Consider the following 17,178-nt stretch of genomic DNA (forward strand, 5'->3'; position numbering starts at 1 on the left):
TATTATACTATTTCCAAATGAATACAGTATCACAATTAGATCAAGTTAAAACCGGACCATGGAATGGTGGTCGTTCTCCCTGGTCGGTAGAATATGGTAAAATAATGATGTGGTTTTTCCTTTTATCAGATGCTTTTACCTTTTCATCATTTTTGATTTATTACGGCGCTCAGCGTTTTTCTAAATTAACCTGGCCAGCTCCAGATAAAGTTTTTCAATCAATTCCAGGTGTAGTAGAACATGGTGCTCCATTGGTGTTTGTAGGAATCATGACTTTTATTTTGATTATGAGTTCGGTAACTATGGTATTGGCTGTAGAAGCAGGACACAGAAGGGCTAAAAAGGAAGTAATTGGTTGGATGATCGCAACAATCATTGGAGGTTTAATGTTCTTAGGTTGCCAAGCAATAGAATGGACGCACTTATTCCATGAAGGATTTGGATGGGGGGAGATTCCATCCGCAGAAGAATTAAAACAATTCTTTAACGGACCAGTTTCCTTAGTGGCTGCACAACAGTTTGCAAACCTATTTTTTACAATAACAGGTTTCCACGGTTTCCACGTATTTACAGGTGTATTAATTAATATCATCATTTTAGTTATGACCATTAATGGAACTTTCGAAAGAAAAGGACATTATTTAATGGTAGAAAAAGTTGGTTTATATTGGCACTTTGTAGATTTAGTATGGGTGTTTGTATTTACATTCTTCTATTTGGTTTAATTTATCATTATATAAAAATATTATCATGTCAGAACATAACGTACATACATCAGAAGGGCACGGACACGAGGAGCACGCGGGTTTATCAAGAGGAAAAATCTGGAAGGTTTTCGGAATATTACTGTTGATTACCGTTATCGAATTTATCATCGCATTATGGGCAATTCCAGGGGGTCATATTACGCAACACATCGGTAACTACATTTATATTGCTTTAACGTTATTAAAAGCATTTTACATTGTGGCTTACTTTATGCACTTAAAGTATGAGAAACTTGGTTTACAGTTAGCCTTAACTGTATCATTCATTTTCATTATTTACTTTATTGTATTGATGTTGATTGAAGGTGGATTTATTTTCCACCACAGCCAAAACTTTTAATGAAATCATTTTCTATATCAAAAACATTAATCCTGGTAGGCATCTTAGCTGTACCGGGATTTTTGTTTTTTTACTTATTGCCCCACTTTGCCAAGAATAGGTACAAAAGCCTTCCAATTTATGGCGAAAAGAAAGTAGCATCTACTTTTCATAGTGTAAAAGGCAAAAAGATTCCAGATACTATTTATCACGTGGTTCCAAATTTTAGTCTCGTAAATCAGGATAATGATTCAGTAAGTTGGAAATCGTTAGAAAATAAAATTGTAATCCTTAACCTATTCTACACCGCATCTCCAATTAAGGAAGTTGCTAAAAGTGTTAAGGCTTTGGTGGATGAATATCAAAAGAATGGTTTGATAAAATTTGTCAGTATCTCCGTTGATCCAACAGATACAAACAAACTTTCCCTGTATGCAAAATCAATGAAAGCCAAAACAGGCAAATGGGATTTACTTGCAGGAGATACAACAAAGATTTATCCGTTTATCAGAAAGGGTTTAATGCTCGATGTAATTCATAGTGAAGAGACTAACGGATCTAAATTTATTTACAGCAACCAAATGATTCTTTTAGATAATCAACATAGAATTAGAGGTTATTATGAAGCTACCAATGCCGATGCACAGTCAAAGCTAACAGATGAAATTAAAGTGCTCGTGGCAGAAGATTTGAGAAATATAAAGGACGGTAGATAGTCATTGGTCATTAGTAATTGGTCAATAGTCAATAGTAAATTGACAAACAAGATAGTCGTTTTTAAGGTAAGAATATGAATACGCCAATAGAAAAAAAATATAACAAATGGATCATTTTCCTTTCTATTTTGATACCTGTTGCGGTGGCTCTGCTATTCGTAATTAAATTGAAAGATCTAGGGATTGATGCCAAACCACTACCTTTTTTACCACCCATTTATGCTACAATAAACGGCATTACAGCAGTATTATTAATAATTGCAGTTTGGGCAATTAAGAATGGCAAAGTACAGCTACATCAAAATCTAATGAAAGGTGCAATAGGATGTTCCTTAATGTTTCTGTTGATGTATATTGCCTACCACATGACCACCCCCTCTACTAAATTTGGGGGTGAAGGCGTAATTAGATCTGTTTACTTTTTTATTCTAATCACTCATATTCTTTTATCTATCGCTATAATACCTTTGGTATTAGTTACTTATGTAAGAGCTATAGCAGAAAGATTCGATAAACATAGAAAGATAGCCAGAATTACTTTTCCCTTGTGGTTGTATGTGGCCATTACTGGTGTTGTAGTTTACCTTATGATATCTCCATATTATATTTATTAACCTATATTTTTAGTTTTAAGAGCCAAAATGCATCTGTATTTGGCAATTTATTCCACATTAATTTGTAATATTGATTTATAGTTAGCAAATGCGAACGTTTGTCTTTATTAATGGATGCTTTAAATATAGAAACTGGAAGAGATTTAATCTCTTTAATAGAGAGGGGACAAACGGCTACCTTTACCAAATTCTATACATCTTATTTTGAGAAACTTGTTTTAGCAAGCGACAAATATCTTAAAGACATTCATGAGGCAGAAGAAATTGTTCAGGATGTTTTTCTTAAAGTTTGGGAAAATCCTGAATATCTATCAGAAGTAAAATCCATAAAATCTTATTTATATCGAACAGTAATTAATTCTTCCATTAATTATTTCAATCGACAGAAAAATATCGAACAGCATCATTTAAAGTTGGCTTCAGAACTTTCTGATGAATATCTAATCAACCTTGATGAAGAAAACGAAATGATTGTTTTGCTAAGAAGCGAAATAGAAAAGCTTCCTGCTCAATGCAAGAAAGTTTTTAAATTGAGTCGCTTTGAAAGCTTAAAGTATAAGGAAATTGCTAATCAGCTAGATATTTCTGAAAAAACCGTAGAAAATCATATTGGAAATGCCTTAAAGATTTTGAGGGAGCGTTTTTTGAATGATGAGCAATTAAATAGACAAGGTAAAAGCTATTTAATGCTGATGAATCTATTTCTTTATTAATTAAATTGTCCTCTAGCGAGCATTTAATCCATTAATCTTTCTTTTTTAACTTTTTTTTCAAAATGACTAGGGGTTTTCTTGCGTTTGTTTGTCTTATAGTACAAACCTAAACGAACTAATGCTTAACAAACCTGAATATTTGGACTTAATTGTTCAGTATTTAAACAATCCGCAGGATGAAAGCCTTCATCGTGCTGTAGAAACTTTTCGTACAGAATCTGTTGATCAAGAAAAATATTTTCTTGAAATAGAGAAGATATGGAATTTATCGGCCAAATCATCTAGACTTGATGGCGTAAATAAAAGGCAAGCTGAACAACATTTTAGGCGTGCTTTGAGAAATATTACGCCCAATTCATTTAGCCTAATGAAATGGGTAAGTAGCGTTGCTGCCACAATTTTAATTGTTGGGATAAGCTATTGGTTCTATGAATCGACTAATTCTTCAGCCTTAATAACTAAGCAAACATTTGCCAATCAACAAGATTCTGTTATGCTTGTTGATGGATCTAAAATAATATTAGCAGCCAATAGTGAGATTAAATATCCCAAAGCCTTTAATTCTGATTCTCGAGAAATATATCTGAATAAAGGTCGTGCGTTTTTCAAAATAGCAAAAGATCCCAAACATCCATTTCGAGTTTTAATGGGCGAATCGAAAGTGAGCGTGCTTGGTACTTCATTTAACATTGATTATTCCCCAAATAAAATAGATTTAGATGTTAAAACCGGAAGAGTTATTTTCTCTCCTTATCAAAATAGAACATCATCTATTTTAACTGCTGGGCAAGCCTTAACCTACAACATTCAGAAACGAGAATTTACAGCAAGGTTATCTCAAAACTCAGATTCATGGCTCACAAATGAGCTTGTATTTGTAGATACGCCATTGGAAGATGTATGTAAACAACTTAGCGATTACTATAAAACAGATATAAAATTAGAAACCAATCAGCAAATGGTTAAAAAGTTGAATGCAACTTTTAAGAACAATTCGCTGAATGAGGTTTTAGAAGTATTGAAAGTAACCTATGGACTAACTATCCAGAATAATAAAGACAGTATCATCCTTAAAACACCTAGTATCAACTAATTAATCAAACAAACAAAAATCAAACTATGGAGAGAAATTTCTACAAAAGAAATGCGGGAATGAGTTTGCGCCAAATGGCCTTACTTGTGTGTGCAATCTTTTGGGGTGTTTTAGCACATGCTGATGTTCAGCAGGCTAATGCAAAACCCGAAAGATTAGACAATTACTTAAAAAAAATCGAACAGGCTTATAAAGTAAGCTTTGTGTACGATGCAGCTGAAATTAATAAATCAATGGTGTTAGATGTTCCAGCTAAGCTTACAACAATTACTGAATCATTAGATCAATTAAAACAGAAAAACATTGGTTATAAGTTAGTTGGCAATCAGGTGATTCTAAAAATTCAGGAAGCAATAAGGTCTGGCTCAAAAAAAGATATTATTGTTAAAGGGCGAGTTAGAGACAAGAAGGATGGTTCCGCTATGCCAGGAGTGAGCGTTAGAGAAAGGGGAATGGCAAATGCAATATCTACTAATGGCCAAGGTGAGTATCAAATTACGGTTAAAGATGGTGCTACACTGTCATTTGCTTCCGTTGGTTATAAAACTGTGGAGGTTGCAGTTAATGGAAGATCATCAATTGATGTTTCCTTGGAAGAGGATGCAAGTCAGTTAAAAGAAGTTAATATTGTTTCAACAGGTTATCAGGATATTAATAAGAAATTATTTACAGGTGCTGCAACTGCTTTAAAGGCGTCTGATGTAAGACGTGATGGTATAAACGACGTGAGTCGAATGCTAGAGGGTCGCGTAGCTGGAGTTTCTGTTCAAAATGTTTCGGGAACTTTTGGTGCTGCGCCAAAAATTCGTGTACGTGGGGCAACATCAATTTCCGGAGATAATAAACCACTTTGGGTGGTAGACGGTATTATTTTAGAAGATGTTGTAAATATTTCTAACGAACAACTGTCTACAGGTGATCCTTCAACTTTGGTTGGTTCATCAGTTGCTGGTTTGAATCCAGATGACATCGAAAGTTTTAATATACTTAAAGATGCGGCTGCAACTGCGCAATATGGAGCAAGAGCAATGAATGGGGTTGTTATTATTACTACTAAAAAGGGAAAAAATACTGATGGAAAGCCTGTTATATCGTATACAGGAAACTTCTCAAGTTATATGAAACCATCTTACAATAACTTTGATATCCTAAATTCTGCCGATCAGATGAATGTCTATCTCGAAATGCAAAATAAAGGTTGGTTAAATCATTCTAGTTCTTCTCGTAGTTCTAATGGAGGTGTATTTACGAAAATGTACAATCAAATGTATAATTATGATGCTGCTACTGGAACTTATGCCCTAAGGAATGACGCTCCGAGTCAGAAACAATTCTTGCAGCGATATGCAGATACTAATACAGATTGGTTTGATATTTTGTTCAAGCAATCATTTATGCAAGAACATTCTTTAAGTGTTGCCACTGGTACTCAAAAATCAAAAATTTATGCTTCTACAAGTTTTTTGCAAGATAATGGCTGGAGCATAGGTGATAATGTTAAAAGATTTACTGGAAACTTACGTGGGAACTTTGAAATTAGCGACAAACTGAGTATAGAATTAATTACTCAAGGATCTATTCGCGACCAAAAGGCACCTGGTACTTTGGGCAGAAATGGCAATCCAGTTTATGGAACGTATGATCGGGAATTTGATATTAATCCGTTTAGTTACGCACTAAACACGAGCCGTACCCTCACAGCATATGATGCGAATGGAAATCGCGAGTTTTTTACTCAAAACTATGCGCCATTTAATATTCTAAATGAGTTAGAAAATAATACGTTAGAACTAAACTTAATTGATTTTAAAGTTCAAGGAGGTTTAAAATATAAAATCACAAAGGATTTAAAGTATTCATTTGATGGAGCGTACCGTTATGCTAGAACTAGCCAAGAACATAAAATAACCGAAGATTCTAACATGGCGCAAGCTTACAGAGCAGGTATTAATCCGAATGATGCAACGATTAGAGGTGCAAATAAATTTTTATATAAAAATCCTGATGATCCGAATGCATTGCCAGTTTCTGTATTACCGTACGGAGGTTTTTACAAAACAAATGATGACAATATCATTAATTATTATGTTCGTAACAGTTTGGAATATGATAAAACTTTTAATGAAGATCATTTGGTGAATTTTTTCGCTACTCAAGAAATGAGGTACATAAATAGGCAAAATAAAGTATTTGATGGTTATGGTTATCAATACGACAAAGGAGGAGTGCCATTTATTGATCCAAATATTGTAAAAGCAAACGTTGAAGGTGGATTTAATTATTACAGTATGGGTTACCGATATGAAAGATACTTAAACTACTCATTGAGGGGAGCATATTCTTATAAGGGCAAATATAGTATCAATGCAACAGGACGTTATGATGGTTCAAATTTACTTGGAGAATCTCCAACTGCTAGATGGTTGCCAACATGGAATATTTCAGGGGCTTGGAATATTGATAAGGAAGAATTCTTTGGTGCAGAAACACATAACAATAAAACACCTTCACGCTTAAGTCAGATTTTAAATCGTGCCACATTGAGAGGAACTTATGGGTTGGTTGCTAGTATGGGCTCAGCACAGAATTCTAGTTTGGTAGTTAAAAGTACTGGCACAAGAAGACCTTACCTAGCTGAAAAAGAAACCAAGCTGTATATCGATGGTTTAGAAAATTCAGAATTAACATTTGAAAAACTTAATGAATTGAATGTTGGTTTGGATTTAGGTTTTTTCGATGAGAGAATGACATTAACTGTTGATGCTTACAAGAGAAAAAGTTTTGATTTAATAGGTGCATTCAAAACTTCAGGAATTGGTGGTGAAGCAATTAAGCAGGCCAATTATGCTGATATGAAGTCTCATGGTATTGAAGCTACTTTAGGTGCAAGAGTATTAAAAACAACTAATTTTAATTGGTCAACTCAATTGATTTTTGGCTATAACAAAAATGAGATCACGAATTTAAAAAATCAGCCGTCAATATTCAGCTTGATTGGAGCTGATGGTGGTCCGCTCGAGGGATATGCTCAAAGAGGATTATTCTCCTTAGATTTTCAAGGTTTAGATCCTTTAAACGGATCTCCTAAGTATATCAATGATGAAGGTATTGTTAGTGGAGATGTTTATCTTCAAAGTAATGTGGTAAAATATTTGAAATATGAAGGACCAATTGATCCAACATATACAGGTGGTTTTTCGAATACTTTCAAGTATAAGGATTTTACATTATCGACTTTAGTAACTTTTGCTGCTGGCAATAAAGTACGCTTATCCCCAGCATTTAAAACAAGTTATACAGACTTAGATGCAATGCCAAAGGCCTTTTTAAGTAGATGGGAAATTCCTGGGGATGAGTTAATTACGAATGTGCCTTCGATTTTGGATGCACTAGAAGCCACCAATTTTGGAAGTAATTATGCTTATAATAATTATAATTATTCTACCGAAAGAGTTGCTGACGGTGGTTTTGTTAGAATGAAACAAATTATATTAAGTTACAATATTCCAGCAAAATTTTCTAAAAAACTAGGCTTTACAAATAGCTCACTTAGCGTAGTTGGTAATAACTTATTTTTAATTTATTCAGATAAAAAACTTAATGGACAAGATCCTGAGTTCTTTGGATCTGGTGGGGTTGCTTTACCAATTCCACGTCAATTTACTTTGTCATTTAAGGTGGGATTCTAAAAATTAATATCATGAAAAAAATATACATATCAATTTTTGCTTTGGCACTTATTTCTGCATCCGGATGTAAGAAATTTCTAGAACAAGCTCCAGATCAAAGAACACAAGTAAATACTGTGGAGAAAGTCGCAGAGTTACTTACAAGTGCATATCCAGAGGCTAATTATATTCCATTTACCGAATCATCTTCTGATAATGCTGAAGATAAGGGACCTACAGTTGGCTCAGAACCCAGAGAAATTGTACTGCCATATTATTGGAAGGATAATGATGATGATGATGAAGATACTCCAACTTATTATTGGAATTCCTGTTATCAAGCCATTGCGGCTGCAAATGCTGCACTGTATGCTATCAGTCAAGCTAATGATCAAACACCTTATGCACCATATAAAGGAGAAGCATTGGTGGCTAGGGCTTATGCTCATTTTATGTTGGCTACGCTTTATTCGAAAACCTATGATCCTGATGGAGCAAATGATTCCCCAGGGATACCGTATGTTACTGAGCCGGAAAAAGTTGTCACCGGACAATATACGAGAGGGACAGTAGCTTCCGTTTATGCAAATATTGAAAAAGATTTACTTGAGGGTTTGCCATTATTGAAAAATACTTCTTACAAGGTTCCCAAATATCATTTTAATGTGGCTGCTGGCAATGCTTTTGCTGCTAGATTTTTCTTGTTCAAAAAGGAGTATAATAAGGTAATTCAATATTCTAGTGCTGTTGCTCCGGGAAATGCTTTTTCAACCATTATAAGACCATGGAACACTAGATATAGTCTTTACACACTTGATGAAATGGAGATTTATTTCACTCAAGCCACAGAGCCTTCAACATTATTGTTAATTGAGACAGCTTCTTCTTGGGCAAGAACAGTTAGCCCAAGATACGGATTTGGACAAGTTGAAAACAATGAGATGTTCACTAATAATGTAACTGGAGGGCGATGGGCTTATAAATCAGCTTATTATGGTGTTCCGCATTATACAATGCTAAAATGGAATGAATATTTTGTAAAAACCAGTCCAAATGCAACAATCGGATTTCCATATACTATTGTTCCAGTTTTAACTGCTGATGAAGCGCTTCTTAACCGTGCAGAGGCATATGCTTCAACCGGACAGAATACTCTAGCGCTACAAGATTTAAATACTTATTGTAGTACTAGGGTATCAGGTTATAATTCCACAACTCATGCTGTTACACTAGCTAAAATCGCATCTTATTATGGAATTATCGATGCTAAACTGGGGTTGATCGCAACAATTTTGGATTTTAAAAAGAAAGAATTTACTCAAGAAGGATTACGTTGGTTTGATATACTGCGTTACAAAATAAATGTTAAGCATAAAGTATTTGCAGTAAATACATCATTTGTAACTATGGAATTGCCCGCTGATGATCCTCGCAGATTATTTCAATTACCTGCTCAAGTGGCCTTGTCTGGTATTCAACAAAATCCTAGATAATTTTAAATTATAAAATATGAAAAAGGTATTTCAATTTGGATTTTTCGCATTATTTATGCTTTCAATCCTGGCTTCTTGCAAAAAAGAAGGAGCGCTTAACGCTAATTTGGATGTTATTGATAAAAATGTGGTAGCCAAAACAGCTACAGATACATGGTTAGATCAGAATTTTTTAACTCCATATAACATAGAGACAAAATATAGATTTGATCGTTTCGAACTTGCTTTAGGCAAAAATATTACACCTCCAATGGAATCACAAGTTATACCAGCTATGGAAATGGTTAGGGATGTTTGGATTAAACCTTATGAAGCTGCTGGGGGAGCTGACTTTATAAAAAAATTATCTCCAAAACAGTTTGTCTTGGCGGGTAGTGCCGAATATAATAGTAATGGCTCAATTACCCTTGGTTCAGCAGAAGGTGGTCGTAAAATAGTTCTATATGTAATTAACTCATTTGATAAAACAAGTTTAGCTTCAGTAAAACAAATGATTCAAGTTATTCAACATGAATATACACACATTTTGAATCAAACTGTGGATATCCAGCCAGACTATCAAACAATTTCTAGGGGGGGGTATGAAGCAAACTGGACTCAAAGACCACTATCTGAAGCTTATCAATTAGGATTTATTACCCAATATGCTAGAGTTTCACCACTTGAGGATTTTGCAGAACAATCATCTAACATGCTGATGTTGGGAAGAGTACAATATAATGCTATTGTTGCTGCTGCTCCTGCTGATGGCCAAGCTAAATTGAAAAAGAAAGAATCATATGTTGTAGAATACTTTAAGACTGCATTTAATATTGATTTTTATCAACTGCAAACAGAAGTTCAAAATGCTTTAAACAAAATTTCTGCACCAGTTTTACATAAAATGATTGGGCCTAGTATTGGATATACTACATTATATTCAAACCCTTCAGTTGATCCAAATCAGTCTGCCGAATTCCTAACTAATTGGAATGCAGCTAAAACCTTAATGCAAACAAATGGATTTATTTTAAAAGATTTTACAATGACGTTTAAAGCAGCTAATGCAATGACTTTAAGATATTCTTTTACGAATGCAGCGGGAACAACAACTTATTTTGCCGATGCAGATTATAGTATGGTTGTTAACGCCACAACAGGTGTAGCCACTTTAACCTTATTAGCAATCCAACCCACAACAACAACATATTCAAACATGACCTTTATTAACAATTGGGTGGTTGGCGTAAACAATTATTTTAAAACAAATACTTTTAGAATTGGCTGGATCAACCAAATAATACCCGGTCAAATTGGTGTAGTAGGTTCATTAGGTGCGTTTTATAAAACCACTAATAATGCATCTTATTTTTATGGAGTAATGGGTCAATAATTAAGCGGAAATAACATGAGAAAAATATTATTATATTCATTATTATCTTTTGCCCTGTTTTCGGGTTGTAAAAAAGATGAAATATTGGTCGATGGTGAACGTCCAGAAGAGCGAGTTACAGAAGCTTTAACCAAGTATAACGACCTTTTAACTGGAAGTGCTTTTGGATGGAAGGCTTATTTATATCCAAGTGGAGGAGGAGGATATTCCTTTTACTTAAATTTTACAAAATCTAATAGAGTAACCATGTTTGCCGATTTGGATTATGGACCTGCACAAACCAGTATGGAAAGTTCTTATCGGATGAAGGCGATGCAAGCCCCAACGTTATCTTTCGATACCTATAATTACATGCATATACTTGCAGATCCAAACCCGAGTGTTTTTGGAGGGGTTGCAGGTTATGGTGTTTATTCAGATTTCGAATTTGCTGTTGATAAACAAGTTGGTGATACCCTAAAACTAAATGGGAAATTTTTAGATAGTAAGTTGATTTTAGTAAAAGCTACGCAGGCAGAACAAACTTCTTATAACTCAAAAGGTTTGTTTAACTCCGTTTCAAATACGGTTAATTATACTTCTGCAAATCCAAATTTATACGTATTTTTAGGAGACGCAACTAAAATTCAAACTTCAATAGACGTTTATAATAAGGTTTTTAGTTTAACTTATGAAAGTAATGGAGAAGTAATTACAACCTCAACAGGTTTTGCATTTACACTAACCGGGATTATTTTACAGGATCCGCTTTATTATAAAGGTAAAAAAATAAGCGAACTGACTTGGGATTCTGTTAAGGGAGTATATTACACTATTGTTGATGGGGCAAGGGTTGAAATTGTAATATCCCCTACTCCAATTTTACCGCTACATTTATTGATTGGGATTAACTACACAACAATAACGGCGCCAAACGGAACTACTTATCCAGGTTGGTCGTCAGATTTTCAAGCAAGAAGAGCAGCAGCCGCAGCGGCTATGTTAGCGGGCCCGTATGCACTTAGACTTGATAAAATGGCCTTCAAATTTAACACCATTCAGAAAACAATGGTCTTAACAGTTGATATTTATCAAGGAGCAACTCGCTTTATTGGTGATTTTCCTTACACATTTGTTAAATCAGCAGCTGGGGTTTACAAGTTTACTGCTGGAACACCTACTGGTAATGCTGCATTAATTATAGCAAATATGGCACCCTTAACAACACAAAGGTTAAATGTAGATCAGTTCACTTTAGATTATTTTACGCATCCTTCAACAGGAGCAACACTTGGTCAGTTCAAAAGTGTTGAAAATCCAGGATTTACATTTACAGGGGCTCTACAATAACATTCCAATAAATTAACACTCGCTCTCGCTCAAGCCCCCGAAATTTTCGGGGGCTTTTTTTATGACATAATTTTTAAACCGCTCCTTTCGTTAAATCCGTATATTTGTAACAATGAAGAAGAAAATAATTTTTGTCTTATTTCTATTTGCCTTAACCTTTGCCATTTCTCCAAATGTTAATGCACAATGTGCCATGTGTAGCATTAATGCAGAGCAAGGCGTTAAAAATGGTAATACAGTTTCGGCTGGATTAAACACAGGCGTTCTGTATTTATTGGCCATCCCTTATATAATGGCTATGGTTGTCGGCGTGATCTGGTATAAAAAATACCGTAAAAAAAATGTTCATCTCAATATGAAGAATGAGCCGTTCAACCTAAACTAAAATGGCCGATAAAACCTCAAAGCTATATGCAATTGTACATGCAAAATGTCCGCATTGCCGTAGAGGAAATGTTTTTACCGGTAGTATGTACGGTTGGAACATTCAGCATACCAAAGAAATTTGCGGTCACTGCGCACAAAGGATAGAAATTGAGCCTGGCTACTTTTACGCAGCCATGTACGTGAGCTATGCCATGAATGTTATCGAAATGCTTTTCGCGAGCTTTATAACCTACTTAATTTGCGGTCCTTTGGAAGATAATACCTTTTGGAATTATTTAATCGTAATTTTTGCAGGATGTTTTTTACTCTCTCCATTCAATTATCGATATTCAAGGATAATTTTGCTTCATGTATTATCGCCAAATATTAAGTATAAGCCATATTACGATAAATAGATTAATTGTTTTAAACTGTAGAAATCGGTTAACCAACATTAACCAGTTAAACAACTAACCGATTAACCTCAAAACCGTATGTTAAAAAAAGAAACCCTTAGTTTTATAAAAGATGTTGCGGAAAACAATAACCGCGAATGGTTTGCCGAAAATAAATCCAAATATGAAGAAGCAAAGGCAGATGTTTTAACACTAGTTGCTTCAATTATACCTGAACTGGCAAAGGTTGATCCAGCACTTTCTGCAGAGGCTGATCCTAAAAAAAGCTTGATGCGCATTTACCGAGATGTTCGTTTCAGTAAAAATAAAGACCCTTATAAAAATAACTTTGGAATGTGGTTCTCTACCAAAAAAGGAGGCAATGAACCGGGTTATTATTTGCATATTCAACCAGGAAAAAGTTTTATAGCAGGTGGTTATTGGATGCCAGATGCGCCCCATGTTAAACTTATCCGCCAGGAAATAGATTATAATATCGGCGATTTTAAAGAAATCATAAACAATAAAGACTTCAAAAATAACTTTCAGCTTGGTGTAGGCAATGCCTTAAAAAATGCACCAAAAGGTTATGATCCGGCAGATCCGAATATAGAATTTTTGAAACTTAAAAGTTTCGAGGCTACTATGCCTTTAAGCGATTCAGAATTTTTTAAGCCAACGCTCGTTAATAAGTTGATAAGTTCTTTCAGTACGGTACAACCATTAGTTGTATTTTTACGAAATGCGATAAATCCATAATTAATTTTAACCGCAAAAAGATTCAATACTTGATACTACCCCCATATGAAAAATACCTTTCTAGCTTTTGCAATACTTCTACTCGTTTCCTCTATTTCATCATGTGTAATTCTTTCGCCTAAAAAGTATAAGGCTTTATTGGGTACAAAAGATTCTTTATATACCGCTTTTAATGAAGGTTTAGTTAAAATTGAAAACCTTGAAGGTGAGGTTTCCAAACTTAAAAAAGATACTTCGATGATGGCTGAAGAGCTTCGTGATTTGCAGAAGGATTATAATGAGATGGATGTAAATTACAAAAAACTTAAAAACAACTCTTCTTCTGAAATCACGAAATTATCGGGTGATTTGGCTTCTAGAGAAAAACGTTTAAAAGAAGTTGAAGAGGTTTTACGCAAACGCGATGAGGCAACCAATTCATTAAAAGAGAAATTGCAACAGGCATTATTGGGCTTCACTAAAAATGGACTAACGGTAGAAATTAAAAATGGAAAGGTTTACGTTTCCTTAACGGATAAGTTGTTGTTCCCATCGGGAAGTATCATTATTGATGATAAAGGTAAGCAGGCATTAACTTCGTTGGCAAATGTTTTAAAGCAACAACCCGAAATAAATATTGCTGTTGAAGGCCATACCGATAATCAAAAAATTAACAATCTTGGTCAAATTAAAGATAACTGGGATTTGAGTGTATTAAGAGCAACTTCTGTAGTGCGTTATTTAACAGAGAACGAAAAAGTAGAAAGTGTAAGAATGACTGCAACTGGAAAAGGAGAGTTTCAGCCTTTAGGTTCTAACGCAAGCGCAGACGGTAGAAGTAAAAATAGAAGAATAGAAATTGTACTTTCTCCAAAATTGGATGAATTGTACAACCTAATTAAATAAAAGTTTAATAGAATCATATTTGAAAGTCCTGCAAAGCAATTTGTAGGACTTTTATTTTTACTGATGTTTTCTGTACGACTTTAGAATTTTAAAGGTATGCTCAAACTCACCTCCATTTAAATTGGCATAATCTGGCATCGATATTTTATTTATGGCTAAGAAATGTAAAAGCTCTTTAATTACATTAGAAACCTCTTCTGTAGCGTCGGTATGTTTTAGCGCATCTATTTTTATCAGCATTAAAGCAACCTCAAACATTTTAAAATCATACTCAGCTGCAATTTTTAATCCTACATTTATTTCAATAAGCGCTTGTTCATAATTGTCGGTGTAATTGTAAAAATTGGCTTTAAAAATGCTAAATGAGGTTGTTATAAAATTTGTAAAGTAAGTATATTCACTACTGATAATTTTATCCAGAAACTGAATAATTCGTTGTGCCTTTTTAAAATAATTTAATTTAAGATAGGTTTGCCCTAAATGAATGAGTAAAAATGGCGAAAACACCGAGTGCCTAATGTAGAAAATGTTTGGATATTTGTTTAAAATAGCCATTGTAAACCGATGCGATTCTGCATAATTTTTTTGAGAGAATAAAGTAATCAACACAAGTCGAAACGTTAACATTTCTGCTGTTGTTAAGTCCTCATTTCGATGTGCGGGGCTTTTATCTATTTGATGGCAGAGCTTAATTATTTTTTCCTCAAGCGACTTACTCTCATTCGGTTTATTTACCAAATTATTATAGAAGTAAAGGATTAAATCATAAGGATTAATAGGGAAAAGCTCATTTAAGCGCTTGTAATTCCGCTTTAAAAGATGCATTGTATTGGTTAGTGCAGCTCGGTCAATATCAATTAAGTTGATGTTGCATTCGATTATGTGGAGCATAATCTGCGCATCTTCATTTAATACATTATCGGATATTGTTTTGATGGTATCTTTATATAATGTGCTCATGGTTCTACCAATGGCCATAATATCTATAAATTCTGATCCAACACTTTGCTTGTTAAAACTTGATAACGGTTTGCTAAGCTCGTATTTTGCAACGTAACATATAAAATCGAACGATTTGTTTTTTTCTTCGTTGGTAAACGGAAGTTTTAAAATGTTTTTGAGTTCGGCAATTTCATTTCGGTTAATGCAGAATCTTATGGTCCAGTTAAGGATGTGTTCTCTTAGCGTTGTATTATTGAATGTTTTTAAAATATATTCGAAAAATTCTTTACTCGCTTTATATTCAAATTTTTCTGTTAGCTGTATAAAAATAAAATAGGTATAAATATCGTTGTTCAGAAAGCGAACAACTTCTATGGGTATAGCTGTAGTCAGTCTTTTTTCTTCAACAATAATTCCACTAAAAATCAGCTCTTCATAAATAATAGGATAGGTTGTGGCGTAACTTAAAATTTTTTCTTTTGCAACTCTAAGCCCTTTATTACCTTCAGAAATGGAATCGCTAATTTTTTTAAGGATAAATATTTTTTCTGTACTGTGCTTGGCCAGGAAGATTTTTTTCTCTAGGAAGTAATTAATGAGTTCATACCTTAATAGAGGATTTTTAAGATCTAAAAGTTCATTTTCGAACTTAATTTTATAATAAACCTGAAGCCAGAAAGGGGTTTTAAATTGCTCAAGAAGTGATGGATTGATGTCGTTCTTGGTCATCGTTTTTCCTTCAATCTGGCTTAGGGTATGTAAAATTTCTTCTGTATTTAAGAAGGGAACATTGCTTAAAAGATCAGAATCATAGAATAAGCCTGTGTACCAGGTTTTGGTTAAAAAGGCTGATCCTGTTATAATTGGCTGAAGATTTACCCATGTATTGGCTCTTAAGCCCATTGCAACTTTGAAAAAGTTGTTTTCTTCTATACTGTATAAAAAATCTATAAAAATTTTAAAATAGCTACTTTTTAATAAAAACTGATCAATTCCATCGAGGATCAAAACAAACCTTCCTTCTCTTTTTTCTGGATTCTTTTTGAAAAAGCTGATTAATTCGCTAACGCTTCCAAATTTAAATTCTTTTAAAAACCAATCTTTTAAGCTCTGCCCATTTTGAATAATGGCACTTACGCTTGCTGAGTTAATGAGTAAAACAATATCATTTTTGTACAGTGCATTTTCTGCATAAAAGAAATGCTCCACCATGTGGGCAATTAAAATAGATTTTCCATGTCCGGGTTGGGCACTGATTGTAGTAAATTGATAGCTATTTTTTAAAAAGTAATCAAAATCTGGATAGAAAAAACTTCTGTTCGCAGTTGCGTTGAATGGAACTCCTGAATTATTCTTTTTTGCAATTAATGAAATTTCAGTAATGGCATGAGTTTTAAGTCGTAGATCTTGCCAAATACTTTGAACATCAGAAATGTCACTTTCCTTATCGGAGCAAAAAGATTCCCAATTAGAGTATCCGATATATTGTGATAAGCTATTAAGCGTAAATAATGAAAATTTATGTAGGGTATTTGCGAAGCCAAAGAAACGCTTGATAGTGGTTTCACTGACGTAATTTTTGGTTTCTTGAAACACATACTCAGAAATTATCTTACAATGTCCTGGATCGATGTTTCTCAATCCTGACTTTATAAGCACAAACTTCCTGAGTTCGATGAGGAGTTCGTTAGTTTTCATTAAATATATAGATGACTGACTTATGCTAATGTCATCATAATTTCACAAT

At 34.0% G+C, this 17,178-nt stretch carries 15 protein-coding genes; 14 read left to right on the plus strand and 1 reads right to left on the minus strand.

Features of this window, described 5'->3' with window-relative positions; all coding sequences use genetic code 11:
- Positions 1-17: 17 nt before the first annotated feature.
- From H7U22_RS01395 to H7U22_RS01460, 14 genes are all read left to right on the plus strand, one after another.
- Positions 18-725 (plus strand): cytochrome c oxidase subunit 3, encoded by a 708-nt coding sequence (locus H7U22_RS01395; protein WP_187069549.1) that lies wholly within the window; start codon positions 18-20, stop codon positions 723-725.
- A gap of 25 nt (positions 726-750) precedes the next feature.
- The gene (locus tag H7U22_RS01400) at positions 751-1,107 is read left to right on the plus strand and encodes a cytochrome C oxidase subunit IV family protein (protein WP_187069550.1); all 357 of its coding nucleotides are present in this window, start codon (positions 751-753) and stop codon (positions 1,105-1,107) included.
- The gene (locus H7U22_RS01405; RefSeq protein WP_187069551.1) at positions 1,107-1,802 is read left to right on the plus strand and encodes an SCO family protein; all 696 of its coding nucleotides are present in this window, start codon (positions 1,107-1,109) and stop codon (positions 1,800-1,802) included. Before H7U22_RS01400 ends, H7U22_RS01405 begins: the two co-directional genes overlap by 1 nt.
- Positions 1,803-1,876: 74 nt before the next feature.
- Positions 1,877-2,416, plus strand: a complete 540-nt coding sequence (locus H7U22_RS01410) for a DUF420 domain-containing protein (protein WP_187069552.1) — start codon at positions 1,877-1,879, stop codon at positions 2,414-2,416.
- A gap of 110 nt (positions 2,417-2,526) precedes the next feature.
- The gene (locus H7U22_RS01415) at positions 2,527-3,129 is read left to right on the plus strand and encodes an RNA polymerase sigma-70 factor (RefSeq protein ID WP_187069553.1); all 603 of its coding nucleotides are present in this window, start codon (positions 2,527-2,529) and stop codon (positions 3,127-3,129) included.
- A 118-nt stretch (positions 3,130-3,247) separates the two neighbouring features.
- A complete protein-coding gene (locus H7U22_RS01420; RefSeq protein ID WP_187069554.1) occupies positions 3,248-4,222 on the plus strand; it encodes a FecR family protein in 975 nt (324 codons plus the stop codon).
- Between the two features lie 26 nt (positions 4,223-4,248).
- Entirely contained in the window at positions 4,249-7,911 is a 3,663-nt protein-coding gene (locus tag H7U22_RS01425; protein ID WP_187069555.1) for a SusC/RagA family TonB-linked outer membrane protein, read from the plus strand.
- An 11-nt stretch (positions 7,912-7,922) separates the two neighbouring features.
- Positions 7,923-9,383, plus strand: a complete 1,461-nt coding sequence (locus tag H7U22_RS01430) for a RagB/SusD family nutrient uptake outer membrane protein (protein ID WP_187069556.1) — start codon at positions 7,923-7,925, stop codon at positions 9,381-9,383.
- Between the two features lie 16 nt (positions 9,384-9,399).
- Entirely contained in the window at positions 9,400-10,755 is a 1,356-nt protein-coding gene (locus H7U22_RS01435; protein ID WP_187069557.1) for a zinc-binding metallopeptidase, read from the plus strand.
- 15 nt (positions 10,756-10,770) lie between these two features.
- The gene (locus H7U22_RS01440) at positions 10,771-12,084 is read left to right on the plus strand and encodes a DUF4302 domain-containing protein (protein WP_187069558.1); all 1,314 of its coding nucleotides are present in this window, start codon (positions 10,771-10,773) and stop codon (positions 12,082-12,084) included.
- Between the two features lie 112 nt (positions 12,085-12,196).
- On the plus strand, positions 12,197-12,469 hold the full coding sequence (locus tag H7U22_RS01445; RefSeq protein WP_187069559.1) for a hypothetical protein: 273 nt from the start codon (positions 12,197-12,199) through the stop codon (positions 12,467-12,469).
- Between the two features lies 1 nt (position 12,470).
- Positions 12,471-12,866, plus strand: a complete 396-nt coding sequence (locus H7U22_RS01450; RefSeq protein ID WP_187069560.1) for a DUF983 domain-containing protein — start codon at positions 12,471-12,473, stop codon at positions 12,864-12,866.
- Positions 12,867-12,944: 78 nt separating this feature from the next.
- Complete coding sequence (locus tag H7U22_RS01455) at positions 12,945-13,604, plus strand: DUF2461 domain-containing protein (RefSeq protein WP_187069561.1); 660 nt, start codon at positions 12,945-12,947, stop codon at positions 13,602-13,604.
- Positions 13,605-13,649: 45 nt separating this feature from the next.
- Positions 13,650-14,489 (plus strand): OmpA/MotB family protein, encoded by an 840-nt coding sequence (locus H7U22_RS01460; RefSeq protein ID WP_187069562.1) that lies wholly within the window; start codon positions 13,650-13,652, stop codon positions 14,487-14,489.
- 57 nt (positions 14,490-14,546) lie between these two features.
- On the opposite strand, the gene H7U22_RS01465 is transcribed toward H7U22_RS01460, so the two are convergent.
- Positions 14,547-17,129, minus strand: a complete 2,583-nt coding sequence (locus tag H7U22_RS01465; RefSeq protein WP_187069563.1) for a hypothetical protein — start codon at positions 17,127-17,129, stop codon at positions 14,547-14,549.
- Positions 17,130-17,178: the final 49 nt, after the last annotated feature.

This window comes from Pedobacter fastidiosus (assembly GCF_014306625.1).
Lineage (GTDB): Bacteria > Bacteroidota > Bacteroidia > Sphingobacteriales > Sphingobacteriaceae > Pedobacter > Pedobacter fastidiosus.